The following is a 19,979-nucleotide window of genomic DNA, read 5'->3' on the forward strand; positions in this document are numbered from 1 at the left end:
GGGCGGCTCAGCCCGCGCTGCGGACCTTCTCGAGCTGCTTGTCCGCCACCTCGTGCGGGACCTGCGCCTTCTGCTGGGCCGCGGCCGCCGCCACGTTGAGGGCCATCAGCCGCACGACGGTGGCGCCCTGGCGTACGACGACCACGTGGACCTGCGCGGAGACGCCCTGGGCGGCCGCGGTCGTGGTCCAGCTGACGCTCTCGTCGCCGGCCGTCTTGTACTCGGCCGGCCGTACGTCGCGGTAGCTGCCGCTCTGCTTCTCGACGGTGGCGGAGAAGCCCGTACCGCAGGCGGCGACGGCGTCCTTCAGCCGGGCGATCAGCGCCTTGGCGTCGCTCTCGGCGTAGGAGCTGACGGAGGCGGAGACGGCCAGTCCGACCTGCTTCTGGGAGCCGACGCCGCGGTTGACGGTCTCGCGGGCGGCCGGGTCGGGCTTGTCGCCCATGATGTCGGCCAGGGGCTGGCAGGCCTTGCGGTCGGCCTGGGGCTGGCCGTCGGGGGCGTTCGGGTTCTTGCCCTGCGCGGAGACCTGGTAGCCGGGCAGATCGCCCTGTTCGAGCGCGGAGCGCTCCAGCTTGCTCGCCCCGGCCTTCGGCGCGGCCGGGCCGCTGGGGGCGCCGCCCGGGGAGGCGGCGGGCGAGCCGACGGGGGCGGAGCCCTTCGGGTCGGGCGCCTTGCCGGCCGCGGGCGCGTCCTTGCTGCTGCATCCCACGGCTCCCAGGAGGAGGGCGGGGAGCAGGGCGGCGGTGGCCGCTGCGAACGTGACTCGTGCGTTCAAGCGCATGACCGATGACCTCATACCCAATGCGTCGGCGGGCAGTTGGTGGTGATCGTGGCACACGGCACGACGTGGCACACACCCGATCGAACCGGCGTGCGCCACGTGCATGCGCGTACGAAAAACCCGCGGACGGATCCGCGGACCGATCCGCAGGCGGATCCGGCGGGGATCAGCCGCCGAGCGCGCCGCCGATGGGCAGGCCGCCGAGCGTGGGGCCGACCGCGTCGGTGAGCTGGTTGAGGGGGCTGGCCACGTCGCTCTGCTGGCCGCCCTGGGGGCTCACCTGCTGCTGGCTCGTGAGGCCCTGGGCGGCGCCGGTGACGGTGGTCAGGGCGTCGGAGAGGCCGATGGCGGGCACGGCGGCCGACGCGGAACCCGCGGCGGCGGCGACGAAGGCGGCACCGAGGGCGGCGGCACCGAGGGTCTTGGCAGCTGACTTCTTCATGAAGATCGAGTCCTTGCGACGGGGAATTGGGCGGCTCCGCAAACTAGTCACTTCAAACCCCCGGCCGCAAACATACGTAAATACGAGAAAGCGCCCGGGAATTGCTCTCCCCGGGCGCTTTCCTTACGTCAAGCCATGGCCTAGACCGAGACAGAACCGCTGGTCGAAGCAGTCTGCTGGAACAGCCATTCCGACTTCAGCTCCGCGTAACCGGGCTTGATGACCTCATTGATCATGGCCAGTCGTTCATCGAAAGGAATGAACGCGGACTTCATCGCATTGACGGTGAACCACTGCATGTCGTCGAGCGTGTAGCCGAAGGTGTCGACCAGGTGCTCGAACTCGCGGCTCATGCTGGTGCCGCTCATCAGCCGGTTGTCGGTGTTGACCGTCAGGCGGAAGTGCAGCTTGCGCAGCAGGCCGATCGGGTGCTCGGCGTACGAGGCGGCCGCGGCGGTCTGCAGGTTCGAGGTGGGGCACATCTCCAGGGGGATGCGCTTGTCCCGGACGTACGAGGCCAGCCGGCCCAGCTTCACCGAGCCGTCGGCGGCGACCTCGATGTCGTCGATGATCTTCACGCCGTGGCCCAGGCGGTCCGCGCCGCACCACTGCAGGGCCTGCCAGATCGACGGCAGACCGAAGGCCTCGCCCGCGTGGATGGTGAAGTGGTTGTTCTCGCGCTTGAGGTACTCGAAGGCGTCGAGGTGGCGGGTGGGAGGGAACCCGGCCTCGGCACCGGCGATGTCGAAGCCGACCACGCCGTTGTCGCGGTAGCGGTTCGCCAGCTCGGCGATCTCCAGGGCGCGGGCGGCGTGGCGCATCGCGGTGAGCAGCGCACCGACGCGGATGCGGTGGCCGCTCGCCTTCGCGCGGCGCTCACCCTCGCGGAAGCCGTCGTTCACGGCCTCGACGACCTCTTCGAGGGTCAGGCCGGCTTCCAGGTGCTGCTCGGGGGCGTAGCGGATCTCGGCGTACACGACGCCGTCCTCGGCCAGGTCCTCGGCGCACTCGGCGGCGACGCGGAACAGCGCCGCCTTCGTCTGCATGACGGCGCACGTGTGCGCGAACGTCTCCAGGTAGCGGGGCAGGGAGCCGGAGTCGGCGGCTTCGCGGAACCAGATGCCGAGCTTGTCGGCGTCCGTCTCGGGAAGGCTCTCGTAGCCGGCCTCCCGGGCCAGCTCGATGATGGTCCCGGGGCGCAGGCCACCGTCGAGGTGGTCGTGGAGCAGCACCTTCGGGGAGCGGCGGATCTGGTCCGGGGTCGGCAGGTTGAGGGTCTCGCTCGTCATCCGGGCACTCTACTCCTACGCGCGTAGAGCAGCGCGTCGGCGACAGGGGTCGATACGTAACAGAGACCGTACGGACGGGTCGCGTACACCTGTCAGTCTGAGAATGTTCCGCCATGGCACAGCATGCGCCGCCGGCGCGCGGGGCCCGCCTGGGGCGGGCGGCCGGCGCGAACGGCTCGGTCCCGACGGGAAGCACAGTCAACGGAGCGGTCCTTCTGCTCCCCGGAGCGTCCAGATGGTTCCCCGGTCCGGTGCGCCCGCTCGCGCGGGCACTGGTCCGGGCGGGCGGGGCGGACGGGTTGGTCGCGCACACGGTCCTGCACGGCCGGGGGGCCTGCCGGGAGGACGACGCCCGGTGGGCGGCCGACGAGGTGGTGCGCCGGTACGGGGACGTGCCGGTGTGCCTCGTCGGCTACGACGCGGGCGGCCGGGCGGCACTGCGGGCGGCGGGCCACGACGCCGTCAACTCGGTGCTGGCGCTTGCCCCTTCCTTAGGCGAGGTGGTCTCGGCGGATTCCCCGGAACCCGTGAAACAGCTGTCGGGGCGGCAGGTGCTGATCGTGCACGGGACGAACGACGCGCACAGCGATCCTGAAGCATCGTTTCGGCTGGCGGCGCAGGCGAAGAAGGCGAACCGGGCGACGTGCCGGTTCGAGGTGCACTCGGACGGGCACCGGCTGCGGGAGCACCAGGCGGAAGTCGTGGCGCTGTCCGTGGATTTCGTCCTGGGGGCGATGTTCTCGGGGCGGTATTCGCGGCCGGTGACGGACGCGCTGGCCGCGCCGCCGCCGCTGGGGCTGCGGATGCCGCTCGCCTCCGGGTTCGGACGGTCGCTGCGGGGCTGACCCGTGGGGGTGCGGCTGCGTGCGGATGAGGTGTCCGGTCGCCCGAGCGTATGGTGAGGAGTGGACTCGGGGTCCTTCTCCGCGGGAGGCGGTTCGGCATGGCCGGAATCGTGCGCAAGAGCTTCGACCAGGCGGATGAGACCCGTCCGTTCGCAGACGGCAAGGGCAGGCTCGACGTGATCCAGACGGACGGCGGCTCCGTGGGCCGCGCGGTCTTCGAGCCGGGCTGGCGCTGGTCGGAGCACATCAAGCCGCTGGTGGGCACGGACAGCTGCGAGGCCGCGCACACGGGTTACGTGGTGAGCGGCCGGATGAAGGTCGTCATGGACGACGGCAGCAGCGAGGAGTACGGCCCCGGCGACCTCATGGAGATCGCGCCCGGACACGACGCCTGGGTCGTCGGCGACGAGCAGTGCGTCGCGGTGGACTGGACCGGTTTCGGCCAGTACGCGAAGCCGGCCTGACCTCCCGGCCACATCGCCGGCCACATCACCGGACACGTCACCGGTCACGTCACCCCGCGGGCAGCCACACCGGGTTCGTGAACGCCGCCGGGGCGCCCGGCAGGGGCGGGGTTGCGGCGGGGTGGCGGACTTCTGCCCGGACGTAGGCGGAGCGGGCCGGCGTGGTGTGCCATTCCAGGGTGGTGGCGTCGGGGGCCGTGACGGCCGGGCCCAGATCGGTGATCAGCCTGAGTTCGCAGCCCGGGGCGCCCGTGACCGTGAGCCGGATCAGCACGTCCGCGTCCGGGGCCACCCGCAGGCGCTCCCCGATCCCGGCATGCTCCCCGCGCCCTCCGACGGCCTCGAAGCCGACCGTGACCTGCGCGGATTCGGCGGCGTAGGACCGGCCCGCCCGGATCCCGGCGAGGACGGCCTGCCGGGTCAGGTCCTCGGCGAGGACCACGGTCTGCGGGCCGCCGATGCGGTCCGGGTCGCGGTGGTGGTCGCTGCCCGCCACGGCCGGCAGCCACCGCTCGCCGTCCGCGCCGCACAGGGTGGCGTCCCAGGAGGCCAGGGAGACCTCGTCGTCCGGGGTCCACGGGCCGTTCCAGACCTCGACCGCGTCGGCGTCGTCGAAGCCGAACTTCCAGGCGCAGCCGATGCAGGTGGCGTGCGGGTGGGCGGGCACGACCAGCCCGCCCGCGCCCCGGATGGCACGGGCGAACCGGCCGAAGCGGCCCTCGCGCGCCCGGTAGCGCCAGTCGACGAAGGTCCCCGGATCGGTGCCGACCGCCAGGACGTGGCCGGTGCGGGTGGTGATCTCCTCGCCGGTCAGGATCAGCAGGTCCGGCGAGAGCGCGTCGGCCCAAGCGGCGTGCGCGGTGTGGGTGTTGTGCTCCGAGGAGTTGATGAAGTCCAGGCCGGCGGCCCGGGCGAGGCCGGCGATCTCGGTCGGGGTATGGCGCCCGTCGGAGTGCACCGAGTGGATGTGGCAGTCGCCCCGGTACCAGGCCCGGCCGCGGCCGCGGGCCCGCTGGGGCGGGTAGACGGGGCGGGGGGTGCGGCCCGGCTCCCCGAAGGTGAAGCGTGCGGTGATCTCGTACGGGAGCCCCTGCGGGGCCACGGTGTACGGGCCGAGCAGTACGTGCCAGCGGCCGGCTTCGATCGGGCCGGGCACGTAGCCGGGGGTCGCGTCGTCGGCGCGCAGGAAGAACTCGCTGCGGGCGCCGCCGGACCAGCCGCGGAAGCCGCGGCCGCCGAGGGCGGTGCCGTGCTGGTCGAAGATGCCTATGTCGAGGGCGTTTCCGGGGGTGCCGGGCGGTACGGGCGGCTTCCCGTACGTGTAGGACACTCTTAACTCGCGTACGCCGCGCGGTACTTCGAGGGGTATTTCGACGAAGTCGGGGGCGCCCGGGGGGATCGTGCCGGTCAGGATCCGGGTGTCCGGCGAGGGGGCGGACAGGTGCGGGGTGGCGGCTGCGGCGGCGCCGGAGGCACCGGTCGCCAGAACTTCACGTCGGGTGAGGGCCATGCCTCCACGGTGGCGGCGGTACGTGAATCCCGTGTGAATCCGGGGTGAGGGGTACCGGCCGTCCGCGCAGGGCCACGGCCCGGTCCGCGCCGGGCGCCGCGCGTACGGCGGTGGTCGCGCCGGTCCGTCCGTGCCCGCCGCTCCGTCCCCTCACGGTCGGAGGGCACCGGCGGATCTGGCGCGACCACCACGGCGGGGCGCGGGCTCAGCAGGACCGCCATGGGCCCCGCCCGGTCCTGCGAACCCGCTCCCGCTCCCCCGTCACCGCGTTTCCCCCTTCACCCGGTGTGACCACTGTGCCGGTTCGGCATATCCGCAGGGCGCCCGATCGGGGGTCGTCTTGCCGCCTTGCGGGAACACGAGGGGTTTATAAACATCCGCAAGCCGGGACGAATACGCACATGCCAGCCGACGAAGCCGACCAGCCGCACGGGGGCGACCTGAGCCGCGCCGCCCGGCGGCTGTACGCGTACGCCGTGGAGCGGCATTCGTTCGCCGCGGCCGAGGCCACCGAGGCCCTCGGGGCGCGGGCGGCCGCGGCGATCACCGAGCTGGCCGCCGCGCACCTGCTCCAGCGGGCCTCCGGCGACGGTCCGGAGCGGTGGAGCGCCGTGGCGCCGCGGGCGGCGGCGGCCCGGGCGCTGGCCCCGCTGGCCCTGCTCGTACGGGAGACCCACGACGAGATGGACCGGCTGCGCGGGCGGCTGGAGGCGCTCGTCCCGGCATACGAGGCGGGAGCGGCGCACCTCGAACGCAACGGGTCCGGGCGGGCGAAGCTGGAGCTGGTCACCGACCTGGGCGCGGTGCGCGGGCTGATCGCGGAGCTGGCCGCGGGGTGCGAGCGGGAGCTGCTGGCCTCGCAGCCGGGCGGGGGCCGGCCGGTGGAGACGCTCGAGGAGGCGATCGGGCGGGACGAGTCGCTGCTGGCGCGCGGGGTGCGGATGCGCACGATCTACCAGCACACGGCCCGCTACTCGCGGCCCACGGCGGCGTACGTGGAGCGGGTGACGGCGCTGGGCGCGCAGGTGCGGACGCTGGGCGACGCCCTGATGCGGATGCTGGTCTTCGACGGGCACACGGGGCTGATGGCGGTGCCGGACCGCAGCGGGGCGGCGCTGGTGGTGCGGGAGCCGGCGGTCGTGCACTTCATGACCTCGGCGTTCGAGCGGTGCTGGGTGGAAGCGGAGCCGTTCCCCACGACGGTGAGCCCGGACGCGGCCCGCTCGCTCTCGGACGAGCTGCGGCAGACGATCGTGCGGCTGCTGTCGGAGGGGCTGGAGGACAAGGTGATCGCGCGCCGCCTGGGCATGTCGGAGCGGACCTGCCAGCGCCACATCGCGCAGACCATGCGGGCGGTGGGCGCCAAGTCCCGTTTCCAGGCGGGCTACTTGCTCTCCTCGGCGGCGGCTCCCGCCGCCTCCGGGGAGGAAGCCGGATCCTGACCGGGGTGCCAGCCGTGCAGCTCCGGGATCAGCCGGCCGCGGCGGGACAGCAGGAAGCGCTTGAACTCGGCGACCGGCGGGGTGTCGGGGTGGCCGTCGAGCCAGGCGACGCCGATCTCGCGGACCGCGCGCGGGGCCGTCACCGTCAGCTCGACCACGCCGGGGCGGGCCACGGCCGGCGGCGGCAGCAGGGCCACGCCGAGGCCCGCCGCGACCAGGCCGCGCAGGGTCTCGGCCTCCTCGCCCTCGAAGGCCACGCGCGGGGTGAACCCGGCCTCCGCGCACAGGTCGTCGGTGATGCGGCGCATGCCGTAGCCGGGCTCCAGGGTGACGAAGGTTTCCTCGGCGGCCTCGGCGAGGCGGATGCGCTTGCGGGTGGCCAGGCGGTGGTCGTCGGGGACCACCAGGCGCAGCCGCTGCACGTCCAGGCGGCGGGCGACCAGGTCGGGGGCGTCGGGCAGCGGTGAGGTCAGGCAGAGGTCGAGCTCGCCGGCCCGCAGCTTCTCGAGCATGGCCTCGCCGTAGTTCTGCACCAGGGAGAAGCGCACGCGCGGGTGGTCGGCGCGGAAGGCGCGGATCAGGCCGGGTACGGTCTCGGGGCCGAGGGTGTGCAGGAAGCCGAACGCCACCTTGCCGAAGGCCGGGTCGGCGTCCTGCTGCACCGACTCGGCGGCGCGGGCGATTTCGGCGAGGGCCCGCTCGGCCGAGCCGAGGAAGGTCCGCCCGGCCGTGGTGAGCGCGACGGTACGGCCCTTGCGGGCGAACAGCGTGACGCCGAGGTCCTGTTCGAGCCGGACCATGGCCCGCGACAGGGTGGACTGCGGGACGCCCAGCTCGTGCGCGGCGCGGGTGACGTGCTCGTGCCGGGCGACGGCGGCGAAGTACGCCAGGCGCGGGGCCAGCAAACCTGTCACCGCAATGTCTTCTTCGTAACGGTTCATTTACAGGCACCCCTCTGAACTGCAGTCATGCACCAGTGGATCGATTATCGCGATTCTGTGCATTGGACGCATGAAACGGGGCGGGTCTACGGTCGTTGCATGCCTCCCGTTCATACCGGGGCGCCCGTCACCACGGGTGCCTCCACCCTGTCGTCCCCTGCCGCACCGGAACCCCGCTCCCCCGGCCGCCCCGGCTACCGCCGCATGAGCCTCGCGCTCTTCGCCGCCGGACTCGCGACGTTCGCCCTCCTCTACTCCACCCAGGCGCTGCTGCCCGCGATCTCCGACGGGTTCGGGGTGACGGCGGGTCAGGCCAGCTGGACCGTGTCCGCGGCCACCGGCGCGCTCGCCCTGTTCGTCCTGCCGCTCAGCGCGCTCTCCGAGCGCTTCGGGCGGACCCGGATGATGACGGTCTCCATGCTGGTCGCCGTCGGCGTCGGCCTCCTCGTGCCGTTCGCGCCGAACCTGGAGTGGCTGGTGGTGCTGCGCGCCGTCCAGGGCGCGGCGATCGCCGGCATCCCGGCCTCCGCGATGGCGTACCTGGCGGAGGAGGTCAAGCCGAAGGCGCTGGTGGGTGCGATCGGCCTGTTCGTGGCGGGCAATTCCATCGGCGGCATGAGCGGCCGCCTCGTCACCGGCTGGGCGGCCCAGGTGTGGGGCTGGCGGGGCGGGCTGCTGGCCGTCGGCCTGATGTCGCTGGCGTGCGCGGCTGCCTTCCTGGTGCTGCTCCCCCGGGCCCGGTTCTTCCGCCCGGCCTCGCTGAACCCGCGGGCGGTCGGCCGTACCGTCGCCGGCCATCTGCGCGATCCGCTGCTGATGCGGCTGTACGGGATCGGCGCGCTGTTCATGACCGTCTTCGGCGCCGTGTACACCGTCATCGGCTACCGGCTGGTCGACGAGCCGTTCTCCCTCGGGCAGGGCGTGATCGGCTCGATCTTCCTGATCTACCTGGTCGGTACGGTCTCCTCGGCCGCCGCCGGGCAGCTGGTGGCCCGTACGGGGCGGCGCGGTGCGCTGTACCTGGCGGTGACCACGACCGCGCTGGGCCTGCTGCTGTCCCTGGCGGACTCGCTCGCCGCGATCCTGGTCGGGCTGGTCCTGATCACCGCCGGCTTCTTCGCGGGCCACGCGGTGGCGTCCGCCGCGGTGAGCCGGACCGCGACGTCGGGCCGGGCGCAGGCCTCGGCGCTGTACCAGTCGGCGTACTACCTGGGCTCCAGCGCGGGCGGCACGCTCGGCGCGCTCGCCTACCACTCGGCGGGCTGGGCGGCGACGGTGGGCATCGCGCTGCTGGCGGTGCTCGGCGTCGTGTCGATCACCCTGTACGGCTCGCACGCGGCCCGTGCGGAGCGCCGGCTCACCTCGCTGGCGGCCGCACGCTGATACGGCCGCGCGCGCATCGCCCGTACGGCATCGGTACGAGCGGAATTACGGAGCCCGGAGGCGCAAGACGCCCCGGGCTCCGGCGCGTTGCCCCTCCCCGCCGGGCAGGCATGAGGAGGTGGGAGGGAGTCCGACGTGAAATCCATGCGGATGCGTACGGGACGGCTGCGTACGGGGCGACGTGCGGCGGCGGTGGTCTGCGGGGCGGTGGTGCTCGCGGCCCCGCTGGTGGTCGGCGGGGGCGGGGCGGCGCAGGCCGCCGGCTCGTGCAACGTGACCACGGGGCCGTACCAGCGGCAGGTCGAGCAGTTCCTGGGGCGGCCGGTCGACGGATGGCAGTCCGCGGCCGACTGCCAGGCCGTCAAGGCGTTCCAGGCCAAGCACGGGATCACCCCGACCGCGGGGTACGCCGGGCCGCTGACCTGGCAGACGATGAGCACCATGCTGGCGCAGCAGGCGGCGGGCACGACCCCGAACAGGGACGGGAAGTGCCCGGTGAACCTGGGCCGGATCGCCTGCGTCGACCTGACCCGCCAGCTCAGCTGGGTCCAGGACGGCGCCGCGTTGAAGTACGGCCCGGTGCCGGTCCGCACCGGGAAGGACGGCACCGAGACCCGGACCGGGCTGAAGCGGATCTACTACCGCAGCATCGACCACTGGTCGACGATCTACGACGTGGCGATGCCGTACGCGCAGTTCTTCGACAACGGGATCGCGTTCCACTCCGTCGAGAAGAGCATGTGGAACCCGCCGGGGTCCGGCGGGTGCGTGAACATGCGGCCCGCGGACGCGAAGGCGTACTGGAACCTGCTGGTCAAGGGCGACGACGTGTACGTGTACGGCCGCAAGCCCGGTACCTAGGCCGGCTTTCCGGCTGCCGTTGTCAGACCCCTCCGGTAGTTTTCGAGGTATCGGACCGACTGGGGGAAGACAGCCATGAGTGACCTCGCCACGGGCATCGAGTCCGACCTGGATGCGGCGATGGACCGCTACCGGGTCGAGCTCACCGGCTACTGCTACCGCATGCTCGGCTCCTCCTTCGACGCCGAGGACGCGGTGCAGGACACGTACGTCCGCGCCTGGCGCAGCTTCGCGAAGTTCGAGGGCCGGTCCTCGCTGCGCTCGTGGCTGTACCGGATCGCCACCAACGTCTGTCTGGACCTGCTGAGCGCGGGGAACAAGCGGGCCCGCCCGATGGACCTCAGTGCCCCGCAGCACCAGGCGTCCGCGGTGCTGAGCCAGTCGCCCGAGGCGACGTGGCTGGAGCCGGTCCCGGACGGGCGGGTGCTGCCGCAGACCGCCGATCCGGCGGAGATGGCGCTGGCGAAGGAATCCGTACGGCTCGCGTTCGTGGCGGCGCTGCAGCACCTGCCGGCGAAGCAGCGGGCGGTGCTGATCCTGCGCGAGGTGCTGGCGTGGAAGGCGGACGAGGTCGCGGCGCTGCTGGAGACCACGGTGGCCTCGGTGAACAGCGCCCTGCAGCGGGCCCGGGCCACGATGTCCGCCACCCGCATGCGCGAGAGCGAGGCGGCGGACCCGCTGGACGCGGAGCAGGTGAAGCTGCTGGAGCAGTACCTCTCGGCGTTCGAGGCCTACGACATCTCGCGGCTGACCACGCTGCTGCACGAGGACGCGGTGCTGTCGATGCCGCCGTTCGACCTGTGGCTGCAGGGGCATGCGGACATCGCGGCGTGGCATCTGCACCAGGGCATCGGCTGCAAGGGCTCCCGCCTGGTCCCGACCACGGCGAACGGCCTGCCGGCCTTCGGCCAGTACCGGCCGCGGGAGGACGGGAAGCCGGGGCACGTGCCGTGGGCGCTGCAGGTCCTGGAGATCTCAGACGGCAAGATCGTCGGGCTCAACGCCTTCTTGGACACCGACCGCTGGTTCCCCCTGTTCGGCCTCCCCGAGCAGCTCGAGGAGGCCGACGAGGTCCAGCAGGGCGCGTAGGGCGGGCGCGGCGCCGGTCACCCGGAACGGCCGGCCCCGGGCGGCGAGCCGCAGCCGGGCCAGCGCCTCGACGACCCCCAGGTCAGGGGCGGTGACGGCGGCGGCGTCGCACACCACCGCGGCGGCCCCGCCCTCGTACAGCCGGACCAGGCGGGCGCTCAACCCGTCCACGTCCTGCGCGGTCGGTCGGGGCCCGGGCAGCACGAGTCGCATGATCTCCACGCAGGAGTGACTGCCGGGCCCGCCCGAACTCATCGGTGCGCGCAAAGACGCCGGCGCGGCTCCGGACGGGGAGCCGCGCCGACGCGTTGGGGGGGCCGCAGGTCAGGCGATGCGGTCCAGGACGATCGGCGCGGCGGAGAACGCCGTGCCGGCCGGGGCGATGTCGTACGTGCCCTCCAGGGAGGCCAGGGCGTAGTCGAACTTCTCCGGGGTGTCCGTGTGCAGCGTCATCAGCGGCTGGCCGGCCACCACGGTGTCGCCCGGCTTGGCGTGCAGCTCGATGCCGGCGCCCGCCTGCACCGGGTCCTCCTTGCGCGCGCGGCCGGCGCCCAGGCGCCAGGCGCCGACGCCGACGCCGTACGCGTCCAGGCGGGTCAGCACGCCCGACTCGGGGGCGGTGACGACGTGCTGCTCGCGGGCCACCGGGAGGGCCGCGTCCGGGTCGCCGCCCTGGGCCGCGATCATCCGGCGCCAGACGTCCATCGCGGAGCCGTCGGCCAGCGCCTTGGCCGGGTCGGCGTCCTTGATGCCCGCCGCGTCCAGCATCTCGCGGGCCAGCGCCAGGGTCAGCTCGACGACGTCGGAGGGGCCGCCGCCGGCCAGGACCTCGACCGACTCGCGGATCTCCAGCGCGTTGCCGGCCGTCAGGCCGAGCGGGGTGGACATGTCGGTGAGCAGGGCGATCGTCTTGACGCCGCTGTCCGTACCGAGGGCGACCATCGTCGAGGCGAGCTCGCGCGCGTCCTCGATGTTCTTCATGAACGCGCCGGTGCCGACCTTCACGTCGAGGACGAGCGAGCCGGTGCCCTCGGCGATCTTCTTCGACATGATCGAAGAGGCGATCAGCGGGATGGCCTCGACGGTGCCCGTCACGTCGCGCAGGGCGTACAGCTTCTTGTCCGCGGGGGCCAGGCCGTCGCCCGCCGCGCAGATGACCGCGCCGGTGGTGTCGAGGACGTGCATCATCTCCTCGTTGGAGAGCAGCGCGCGCCAGCCGGGGATCGACTCCAGCTTGTCCAGGGTGCCGCCGGTGTGCCCGAGGCCGCGGCCCGAAAGCTGCGGCACGGCCGCGCCGCACGCGGCGACGAGGGGGGCCAGCGGGAGGGTGATCTTGTCGCCGACGCCGCCCGTGGAGTGCTTGTCGGCGGTCGGGCGGGACAGGGAGTCGAAGTTCATCCGCTCGCCCGACGCGATCATCGCGGCGGTCCAGCGCTTGATCTCGGACCGGTTCATGCCGTTCAGCAGGATGGCCATCGCCAGCGCCGACATCTGCTCGTCGGCGACGACACCGCGCGTGTACGCGTCGATGACCCAGTCGATCTGCTCGGGGCTCAGCTCACCGCGGTCCCGCTTGGTCCGGATGACGGAGATGACGTCCATGTGGTGCTTCCTTCTACGCGCATAGAGATGAGGGGAAAGAAAGACGGAAGGGAGACGGCCCTTCGCCCGGCAGGGCGAAGGGCCGTCGGCACGGCTATCTCAGATGGTCCGGCCCGAAGGCCTGCGGCAGCATCTCGGCCAGCGGAAGGATCCCCTTCGGGGTCTCCACCAGCAGTTCCGGCCCGCCGAACTCGAAGAGCAGCTGGCGGCAGCGCCCGCACGGGACGAGGATCTCGCCCTTGCCGTCCACGCACGTGAAGTGCGTCAGGCGGCCGCCGCCCGTGGCCTGGAGCGCGGAGACCAGCCCGCACTCGGCGCACAGGCTGAGCCCGTAGCTGGCGTTCTCCACGTTGCAGCCGACCACGGTGCGGCCGTCGTCGACGAGGGCGGCGGCCCCGACCCGGAAGCCGGAGTACGGGGCGTACGCCCGGGACATGACCTCCCGGGCGGCGGCCCGCAGGGCCTCCCAGTCCACGTCGGTCACTTGCCCTGGCCCTTGCGGTAGGGCATGCCGTCCGCCTTCGGCATCCGCAGCCGCTGCGCGGAGAGCGCGAGCACCAGGAGCGTGGTGACGTACGGGGCCGCGTCCACGAACTGGCTCGGCACCGCGTCGGTCAGCGCGTACCAGAGGAACAGGCCGGCCGCGCACGCGGCCGCGATGGCGGCCTGGACGTGCTTCTTCTTGTACAGCTGCCAGGCGCAGGCCACCACGAGCAGGATCGCGATGAGCAGCAGCATCGCGTGGACGTTCTCGGCGCCGCCGCGCAGCTTCAGGCTGTAGGTGAAGCCGAACAGGCCCGAGCCGAGGGCCATGCCGCCCGGCATCCAGTTACCGAAGATCATCGCGGCGAGACCGATGTAGCCGCGGCCGCCGGTCTGGCCCTCCTGGTAGATGCCGGTGGAGACGATCGCGAGGAACGCGCCGCCGAGGCCGGCCATCGCACCGGAGACGACCACGGCGATGTACTTGTACTTGTAGACGTTGACGCCGAGGGACTCGGCGGCGATCGGGTTCTCACCGCAGGAGCGCAGCCGCAGGCCGAAGGCCGTGCGCCACAGCACCCACCAGGTGGCGGGGATCAGCAGGATCGCCACGACGGTCAGCAGCGACAGGTTGGTGACGAGACCGCCGAGGATGCCGGCGAGGTCCGAGATCAGGAACCAGTGCTTGCCCTGGAGCGTGGCCAACCCGTCCGACAGTCCTGGGATGGTGATCTCGGTGATCGGGTCGATGCGCGGGGACTGCTTGGAGGAGCCGCCCGGGGCCTTGTCGAAGGTGAAGTTCGACAGGTACTGGGTGAAGCCGATGGCCAGGATGTTGACCGCCACACCGGAGACGATGTGGTTGACGTTGAACGTGACCGTGATGATCGCGTGCAGCAGGCCGCCGATGGCGCCGCCGACGATGCCCATCGCAACGCCGGTCCACGGGCCCCACTGGTAGCCGGCCCAGGCGCCGAACCAGGTGCCGAGGATCATCATGCCTTCGAGGCCGATGTTGACGACGCCTGCGCGCTCGGCCCACAGGCCGCCGAGGCCGGCCATGGCGATCGGCACGGCGAGCTGGAGGGCACCGGAGACCTGGCCGATGGAGGTCAGGTCATTGGCGCCGGAGACGACCCGGACCAGCGAGATCAGGGCGAGACCGCCCGCGATGATCAGCAGGATCCAGGGCAGGGTGAGCTTGCGGCGGCCGCCGTTCTTCTTGGGCGCGGCGCTCGTCGCGGAAACGGTGCTGGTGCTCACGCCGCAACCTCCTTGTCGGTCTTGATGGCGTGGCCGGCGGCCAGCTCCTCGCCGACCTTCTGCTGCTGGCGGCGGATGCCGTAGCGGCGGACGAGCTCGTAGCTGACGACGACCGCGATCACGATCAGGCCCTGCATGATCGTGCCGATCTCCTTGGCGTAGCCGTTCTGGTCGAGACCGGCGGACGCCTTGTCGATGAAGGCGATCAGGAGGGCGGAGAAGAAGATGCCGAGCGGGTTGTTGCGGCCCAGCAGCGCGATGGTGATGCCGGTGAAGCCGACGCCCAGCGGGAAGGACAGGTTGTACGTGTGGGACTCGCCGAGCAGCAGCGGCATGCCGGTGAGGCCGGCGACCGCGCCCGAGATGAGCATCGACGTCATGATCATCTTCTTGGCGTCGACGCCGGAGGCCTGGGCGGCGGACTCGCTGGCGCCGGTGGCGCGCAGGTCGAAGCCGAACCGGGTCCGGTTGAGGACGAACCAGTAGACGATGCCGAGGGCGAAGGCCACGAAGGTGAATCCGTAGACCTCCAGGCCGTCACCCATGGTCAGGGACGGGAACCAGCCCGACTCGGCGATCTCGCCGGTGGTCAGGTCGTTGGAGCCGGCCGGCTGCACGCCCAGGTTCTTGGGCAGGATCAGCCAGGCGATCACGGCGGTCGCGATGGCGTTGAGCATGATCGTGGAGACGACCTCGCTCACACCGCGCTTGGCCTTGAGGATGCCCGCGATGCCGGCCCAGAAGGCACCGGTGAGCATGGCCACGGCCACGATCAGCAGGATGTGCAGCGGACCCGGCAGCGTGACCGCGGTACCGACGACGGCCGAGACCATCGCGGCGAGGCGGTACTGGCCGTCCACACCGATGTTGAAGAGGTTCATCCGGAAGCCGATGGCCACGGCCAGGGCTGCCAGGTAGTAGATGCCGGCCTGATTGATGATCAGGACCTGGACGTCCTCGTAACTGGCCTGCTCGATCATGATGCGCAGCGGCTCGATCGGGTCCACGCCCGAGGCGGCCAGCACGATCATGGTCAGCAGGAAGGCGCTGACCAGCGCGAGCACCGGGCCGGCGGCAGCGAGGAGCAGCCGGTCCTTGTCGAATTTCTTCATCGTGCCTCGTCCTCCGTCGTGTCACCGTCGGCATCGGCGGAGTGGTTGTCGGATTCGTCCAGGTGGCCGCGCGCGGCACCCGTCATGGCGGTGCCGAGCTCCTCCGGCGTGATGGTCGCCGGGTCGGCGTCCGCGACCAGGCGGCCGCGGTAGATGACGCGCAGGGTGTCGGACAGGCCGATGAGCTCGTCCAGGTCGGCGGAGATCAGGAGCACGGCCAGGCCCTCGCGGCGGGCCTCGCGGATCGCGTCCCAGATCTGCGCCTGCGCACCGACGTCCACACCGCGGGTGGGGTGGGCGGCGATGAGGAACTTCGGGTTGTGGCTCATCTCGCGGCCGACGATCAGCTTCTGCTGGTTGCCGCCGGAGAGGGAGGCCGCGGTCACGTCGATGCCGGGCGTGCGCACGTCGTACTCGCGCACGATCCGCTCGGTGTCCTTGCGGGCGGCCTTCGGGTCGAGGATGCCGCGCTTGGAGTTGGGCGCCTCGGTCACGTGGCCGAGGATGCGGTTCTCCCAGAGCGAGGACTCCAGCAGCAGGCCGTGGCGGTGGCGGTCCTCGGGGATGTACCCGATGCCGCCCTCGCGGCGCTTGCGCACCGGCGTCTTCGTGATGTCGCGGCCGTCAAGGGTGATCACGCCCGAGTCGGCGGAGTTCATGCCCATCAGGGCTTCGATGAGCTCCGTCTGGCCGTTGCCCTCGACACCCGCGATGCCGAGGATCTCGCCCTTGTGGATGGTGAAGTTGATGTCGTCGAGCAGGAGCCGGCCGGTTTCGACGTGCTCGTGGAGGGTGGAGTCCTCCGGGTCCGTCGGGGCCATGGTCTCGGGCTCGACGACGACGGCGTCGGACGCGGCGAGGGTCAGGCTCTGGACGGTCAGCATCGGGACGTCCGTGACCGTCGACTCGCGGGTCTCCGGCGAGGGCAGCTCGCTGCCGACCATGAGCTCGGCGAGCTGCTTGGTCGTCGCGGTCTTCGGGTCGGCGGTGCCGACGGTGGTGCCGCGGCGGATGACGGTGATGTCGTCGGCGACCTTGAGCACCTCGCCCAGCTTGTGCGAGATGAAGATGACGGTCAGGCCCTCGGCCTTGAGCTCGCGCAGGTTGTCGAAGAGTGCGTCGACTTCCTGCGGCACGAGCACGGCGGTCGGCTCGTCGAGGATGAGGGTGCGGGCGCCGCGGTAGAGGACCTTGAGGATCTCCACGCGCTGCCGGTCGGCGACGCCGAGGTCCTCGACCAGGGCGTCGGGGCGCACGCCGAGGCCGTACGCGTCCGAGATCTCCAGGATCTTCTTGCGGGCCTTGCCGCCGATGCCGTACAGCTTCTCGCCGCCGAGAACGACGTTCTCCAGGACGGTGAGGTTGTCGGCGAGCATGAAGTGCTGGTGCACCATGCCGATGCCCCGGGCGATGGCCTCGCCGGGGTTGGCGAAGGTGACCTGCTCCCCGTCGATGGCGATGGTGCCCTCGTCCGGCTTCTGCATGCCGTAGAGGATCTTCATCAGGGTCGACTTGCCGGCACCGTTCTCACCGATCAGGGCGTGGACCGTGCCCTTGCGGACGGTGATGGCGATGTCCTTGTTGGCGACGACGCCGGGGAAACGCTTGGTGATGCCGTGCAGTTCTACGGCAGGGGGGCTGGACGCGTTGATGACGCACTCTCCTTGGCGCGGAAGGAGCTGGAAAGCCTGGAGGCAGGGGGGACAGGGCGGGGAGAGAAGGTATCGCGTCCACGATGCCTCTACGCGCGTAGCACTGTCGAAAGTGAAAACTTGCGGCCAACTGGCCACAAGGATCACGGAATGCGGTTCGGGGCCCGGGAGCGGTGGAGACCGCTTCCCGGGCCCCGGGACCATCTACTTCACGTCTGGGACGGCCTTACGGGGCGGTCTTGACGTTGATCTTCTTGGCGATGATGTCGGCCTTGGCCTTCTCGACGGCGGCGGTCACGTCGGCCATCTTCTTGTACTCCGGGTTGGAGTCGGCCAGGCCCACGCCGTTCTTGTCGAGGCCGTAGCGGACCTCGCCGTTCTCCGGCTTGCCGTCCTCAACGGACTTGATCACGTTGTAGACCGCACCGGACACGTCCTTGGTGACCGAAGTCAGGATGTGGTCCTTGTACTTGGCCAGACCGGCCTGGTTGTACTGGTCCGAGTCGACGCCGATGGCCCACTTGCCGGCGGTGGCGGTGGCCTCGATCGCACCGGAGCCGGCGAGGCCGGCGGCGGAGTAGATCACGTCGGCGCCGTTGTCGAGCTGGCCCTTGGCGGCGGCCTTGCCCAGGTCGGGCTTGGCGAAACCGGAGAAGTCCGGCGGCTGGGTCAGGTAGGTCGACAGCACCTTGGCGTTCGGGTTGGTGTCCTTGACGCCCTGGGTGAAGCCCGCCTCGAACTTCTTGATCAGCGGAACCTCGACACCGCCGATGAAGCCGACCGTGCCGGTCTTGGAGGCCTTGGCGGCGGCGACGCCGGCCAGGTAGGAGCCCTGCTCCTCGTTGAAGACCAGGTTCGCGATGTTCTTGTCGGTCACCGAGGTGTCGTCGATGATCGCGAACGTGGTGTTCGGGAACTTCGAGGCGACCTTCTTGATGGCCGGGGCGTACGAGAAGCCAACACCGATGACCGGGTTGTTGCCCTTGCGGGCCAGCTCGGTGAGGCGCTGGACCTTGTCGGCCTCGCTCTCGCCTTCGGTGGGCTCCGCCTCGGCGCCCTTGATCTTCAGTTCCTTCTCAGCCTTGTCCAGACCCGCGAACGCGGCGTCGTTGAACGACTGGTCACCGCGGCCGCCGATGTCGTAGGCGATGGCGGCGGACTTGGCACCACCCGACTCCGAGGGGGAGGCGGCGGTGTCGGACGACTTCTTTCCGCCACAGGCGGTGGCCGAGAGGGCCAGCGCCGCGGACGCGATGCCCACGGTGGCGATCCTGGTGATCCGGCGCAAGGGGAGGCTCCTTCAAAACCTGACCGAAGCGCCACGACCGGCGCTGGTTTAGCGGCGATCGTAACGCGCGTAGATGTCAGTTAAAGGGCCGTTCATGAGTCGTTATCGGATCGTCGCGAATCGGACAGTGACCGATTGGTAACTGCCCGGACGTCCAGCCCTTGTGTACCAAGGGCCGGACAGGTGTGACGGCAGGCGCTCAGATGTTGTAGGAATTTTTACCCGATCGGACTCGAACGCCGCCCGTCGAGCAGTGCGGCGGCCGTGAAGAACTCCACGCCGACCCCGATAGCGGACTCGTCCACGTCGAAGTCGCCCCGGTGCAGGTCCCTCTTGGCGCTCGCGCCGGGGGTGTGCACGCCGAGCCGGGCCATGGCTCCGGGCACGTGCTCGAGGTACCAGGAGAAGTCCTCGCCGCCGAGGCTCTGCTCGGTGTCCTCGACGGACTCCTTGCCGAGCCGGGCCTCCATCGACTCGCGCAGCAGCTCGGTGACCACCGGGTCGTTGACGACCGGCGGCACCCCGCGCACGTAGGTGATCTCCGACTTGGCGCGGTGCATCCCGGCGATCTCGTCGATCGCGGAGTGGATCTGGTCGGGCGCCTCGTGCCAGGCGTTGATGTCCAGGCAGCGGATGGTCCCGGACAGCTCGGCGTGCATCGGGATCACGTTGCAGGCGTGCCCGGCCTCGATCCGGCCCCAGGTGATGGACATGCCCGAGCGGGCGTCCATCCGGCGGGACATCACGGCCGGCAGGTCGACGGCGACCCGGGCGGCGGCCGTCACCAGGTCGGTGGTCAGGTGCGGGCGGGCGGTGTGTCCGCCCGGGCCGGCCAGCGTGATCTCCAGCCGGTCGCAGGCCGAGGTGATGGGCCCGGTCCGCAGTCCGATCTTCCCGGCGTCGACCCGCGGGTCGCAGTGCACCGCGACGATCCGGCCCACGCCGTCCAGGACACCGGATTCGATGGCGTCGGTGGCTCCGCCGGGCAGCACCTCCTCGGCGGGCTGGAACAGCAGCCGCACGGGGCGGGGCAGCAGGCCCTGCCGGTCGAGGTCGGCGAGGACCAGGCCCGCGCCGAGGACGACCGCGGTGTGCACGTCGTGGCCGCAGGCGTGGGCGCGGTCGGGGAAGGTCGAGCGGTACGCGACGTGGGTCTTGGTGTCCGGAATGGGCAGGGCGTCGATGTCTGCGCGCAGGGCCAGCATCGGCCGGCCCCCGTCCCAGGTGCCCACGTCACAGATCAGGCCGGTTCCGGACTTCAGCACGCGGGGGCGCAGGCCGGCTTTCTCCAGCCGGGCCTTGATCGCCGCCGTGGTGCGGAACTCCTGGTGTCCTAGCTCGGGGTGCATGTGCAAGTCCCGGCGGAAGGCGATCAGTTCGGCACGCAGGTGGTCCGGAAGCTTGCCGGGCAGCTCGGGCCGGTCGGGCGTGCCGGGCAGGGCGGTCTGGGACTCGCGGGACATCAACTGGTTCACCCGTTGAAGGGTAGGCCCACGAATGGCTCAACTGGCCGGAGATCACCAAAAGTT

19 protein-coding genes are annotated in these 19,979 nt (G+C 71.4%); 6 read left to right on the top strand and 13 right to left on the bottom strand.

What is annotated here, in order from left to right:
• Nucleotides 1-7 precede the first annotated feature (7 nt).
• The 3 genes from OG299_RS16010 to OG299_RS16020 form a co-directional block, all read right to left on the bottom strand.
• Nucleotides 8-784: a hypothetical protein gene (locus tag OG299_RS16010; protein ID WP_327361835.1), complete on the bottom strand. Its 777-nt coding sequence runs from the start codon at nt 782-784 to the stop codon at nt 8-10.
• 166 nt (nt 785-950) lie between these two features.
• Entirely contained in the window at nt 951-1,226 is a 276-nt protein-coding gene (locus tag OG299_RS16015) for a hypothetical protein (protein ID WP_266626185.1), read from the bottom strand.
• A gap of 140 nt (nt 1,227-1,366) precedes the next feature.
• Nucleotides 1,367-2,515, bottom strand: coding sequence for an adenosine deaminase (locus tag OG299_RS16020; RefSeq protein ID WP_327361836.1), 1,149 nt, complete (start codon nt 2,513-2,515; stop codon nt 1,367-1,369).
• Between the two features lie 113 nt (nt 2,516-2,628).
• Between OG299_RS16020 and OG299_RS16025 the strand changes: the two genes are divergently transcribed.
• Both OG299_RS16025 and OG299_RS16030 read left to right on the top strand, forming a co-directional pair.
• On the top strand, nt 2,629-3,360 hold the full coding sequence (locus OG299_RS16025; RefSeq protein ID WP_266626189.1) for an alpha/beta hydrolase: 732 nt from the start codon (nt 2,629-2,631) through the stop codon (nt 3,358-3,360).
• Nucleotides 3,361-3,458: 98 nt separating this feature from the next.
• Nucleotides 3,459-3,824 (top strand): cupin domain-containing protein, encoded by a 366-nt coding sequence (locus OG299_RS16030; protein ID WP_266626191.1) that lies wholly within the window; start codon nt 3,459-3,461, stop codon nt 3,822-3,824.
• A 49-nt stretch (nt 3,825-3,873) separates the two neighbouring features.
• On the opposite strand, the gene OG299_RS16035 is transcribed toward OG299_RS16030, so the two are convergent.
• Entirely contained in the window at nt 3,874-5,334 is a 1,461-nt protein-coding gene (locus tag OG299_RS16035; RefSeq protein ID WP_327361837.1) for a CehA/McbA family metallohydrolase, read from the bottom strand.
• A gap of 401 nt (nt 5,335-5,735) precedes the next feature.
• Here OG299_RS16035 and OG299_RS16040 point away from each other — a divergent pair, with 401 nt between their 5' ends.
• On the top strand, nt 5,736-6,776 hold the full coding sequence (locus OG299_RS16040; protein WP_327361838.1) for a helix-turn-helix transcriptional regulator: 1,041 nt from the start codon (nt 5,736-5,738) through the stop codon (nt 6,774-6,776).
• Here OG299_RS16040 and OG299_RS16045 read toward each other — a convergent pair.
• Nucleotides 6,719-7,717: a LysR family transcriptional regulator gene (locus OG299_RS16045; RefSeq protein ID WP_266626196.1), complete on the bottom strand. Its 999-nt coding sequence runs from the start codon at nt 7,715-7,717 to the stop codon at nt 6,719-6,721. The two genes, OG299_RS16040 and OG299_RS16045, sit on opposite strands and share 58 nt — an antisense overlap.
• Before the next feature lie 99 nt (nt 7,718-7,816).
• Here OG299_RS16045 and OG299_RS16050 point away from each other — a divergent pair, with 99 nt between their 5' ends.
• The 3 genes from OG299_RS16050 to OG299_RS16060 all read left to right on the top strand — a co-directional run bounded on the left by OG299_RS16050 (nt 7,817) and on the right by OG299_RS16060 (nt 11,050).
• Nucleotides 7,817-9,100: an MFS transporter gene (locus tag OG299_RS16050; protein ID WP_266626198.1), complete on the top strand. Its 1,284-nt coding sequence runs from the start codon at nt 7,817-7,819 to the stop codon at nt 9,098-9,100.
• Between the two features lie 144 nt (nt 9,101-9,244).
• Nucleotides 9,245-9,961, top strand: coding sequence for a L,D-transpeptidase family protein (locus OG299_RS16055; protein WP_442817590.1), 717 nt, complete (start codon nt 9,245-9,247; stop codon nt 9,959-9,961).
• Between the two features lie 75 nt (nt 9,962-10,036).
• Nucleotides 10,037-11,050 carry a sigma-70 family RNA polymerase sigma factor gene (locus tag OG299_RS16060; protein ID WP_327361840.1) on the top strand — a complete coding sequence of 338 codons (1,014 nt, stop codon included), beginning with the start codon at nt 10,037-10,039 and terminating at the stop codon, nt 11,048-11,050.
• Here the strand turns inward: OG299_RS16060 and OG299_RS16065 are convergent.
• The 8 genes from OG299_RS16065 to OG299_RS16100 form a co-directional block, all read right to left on the bottom strand.
• The gene (locus OG299_RS16065) at nt 10,937-11,263 is read right to left on the bottom strand and encodes an STAS domain-containing protein (RefSeq protein ID WP_266633292.1); all 327 of its coding nucleotides are present in this window, start codon (nt 11,261-11,263) and stop codon (nt 10,937-10,939) included. The genes OG299_RS16060 and OG299_RS16065 overlap by 114 nt on opposite strands.
• 111 nt (nt 11,264-11,374) lie before the next feature.
• Entirely contained in the window at nt 11,375-12,652 is a 1,278-nt protein-coding gene (locus OG299_RS16070; protein WP_266626202.1) for a thymidine phosphorylase, read from the bottom strand.
• Nucleotides 12,653-12,746: 94 nt separating this feature from the next.
• Nucleotides 12,747-13,136: a cytidine deaminase gene (locus OG299_RS16075; RefSeq protein WP_327361841.1), complete on the bottom strand. Its 390-nt coding sequence runs from the start codon at nt 13,134-13,136 to the stop codon at nt 12,747-12,749.
• A complete protein-coding gene (locus OG299_RS16080; protein WP_266664498.1) occupies nt 13,133-14,398 on the bottom strand; it encodes an ABC transporter permease in 1,266 nt (421 codons plus the stop codon). The genes OG299_RS16075 and OG299_RS16080 overlap by 4 nt, the downstream gene beginning before the upstream one ends.
• Nucleotides 14,395-15,510: an ABC transporter permease gene (locus OG299_RS16085; RefSeq protein ID WP_266626208.1), complete on the bottom strand. Its 1,116-nt coding sequence runs from the start codon at nt 15,508-15,510 to the stop codon at nt 14,395-14,397. The genes OG299_RS16080 and OG299_RS16085 overlap by 4 nt, the downstream gene beginning before the upstream one ends.
• Nucleotides 15,507-17,162: an ABC transporter ATP-binding protein gene (locus tag OG299_RS16090; protein WP_406514218.1), complete on the bottom strand. Its 1,656-nt coding sequence runs from the start codon at nt 17,160-17,162 to the stop codon at nt 15,507-15,509. The genes OG299_RS16085 and OG299_RS16090 overlap by 4 nt, the downstream gene beginning before the upstream one ends.
• Before the next feature lie 226 nt (nt 17,163-17,388).
• On the bottom strand, nt 17,389-18,450 hold the full coding sequence (locus OG299_RS16095) for a BMP family lipoprotein (RefSeq protein WP_266626210.1): 1,062 nt from the start codon (nt 18,448-18,450) through the stop codon (nt 17,389-17,391).
• Nucleotides 18,451-18,668: 218 nt separating this feature from the next.
• The gene (locus OG299_RS16100; protein ID WP_327364533.1) at nt 18,669-19,913 is read right to left on the bottom strand and encodes an amidohydrolase; all 1,245 of its coding nucleotides are present in this window, start codon (nt 19,911-19,913) and stop codon (nt 18,669-18,671) included.
• Between the last annotated feature and the right edge of the window lie 66 nt (nt 19,914-19,979).

The sequence above is a fragment of the Streptomyces sp. NBC_01296 genome, from assembly GCF_035984415.1.
In the GTDB taxonomy this organism is placed as follows: domain Bacteria; phylum Actinomycetota; class Actinomycetes; order Streptomycetales; family Streptomycetaceae; genus Streptomyces.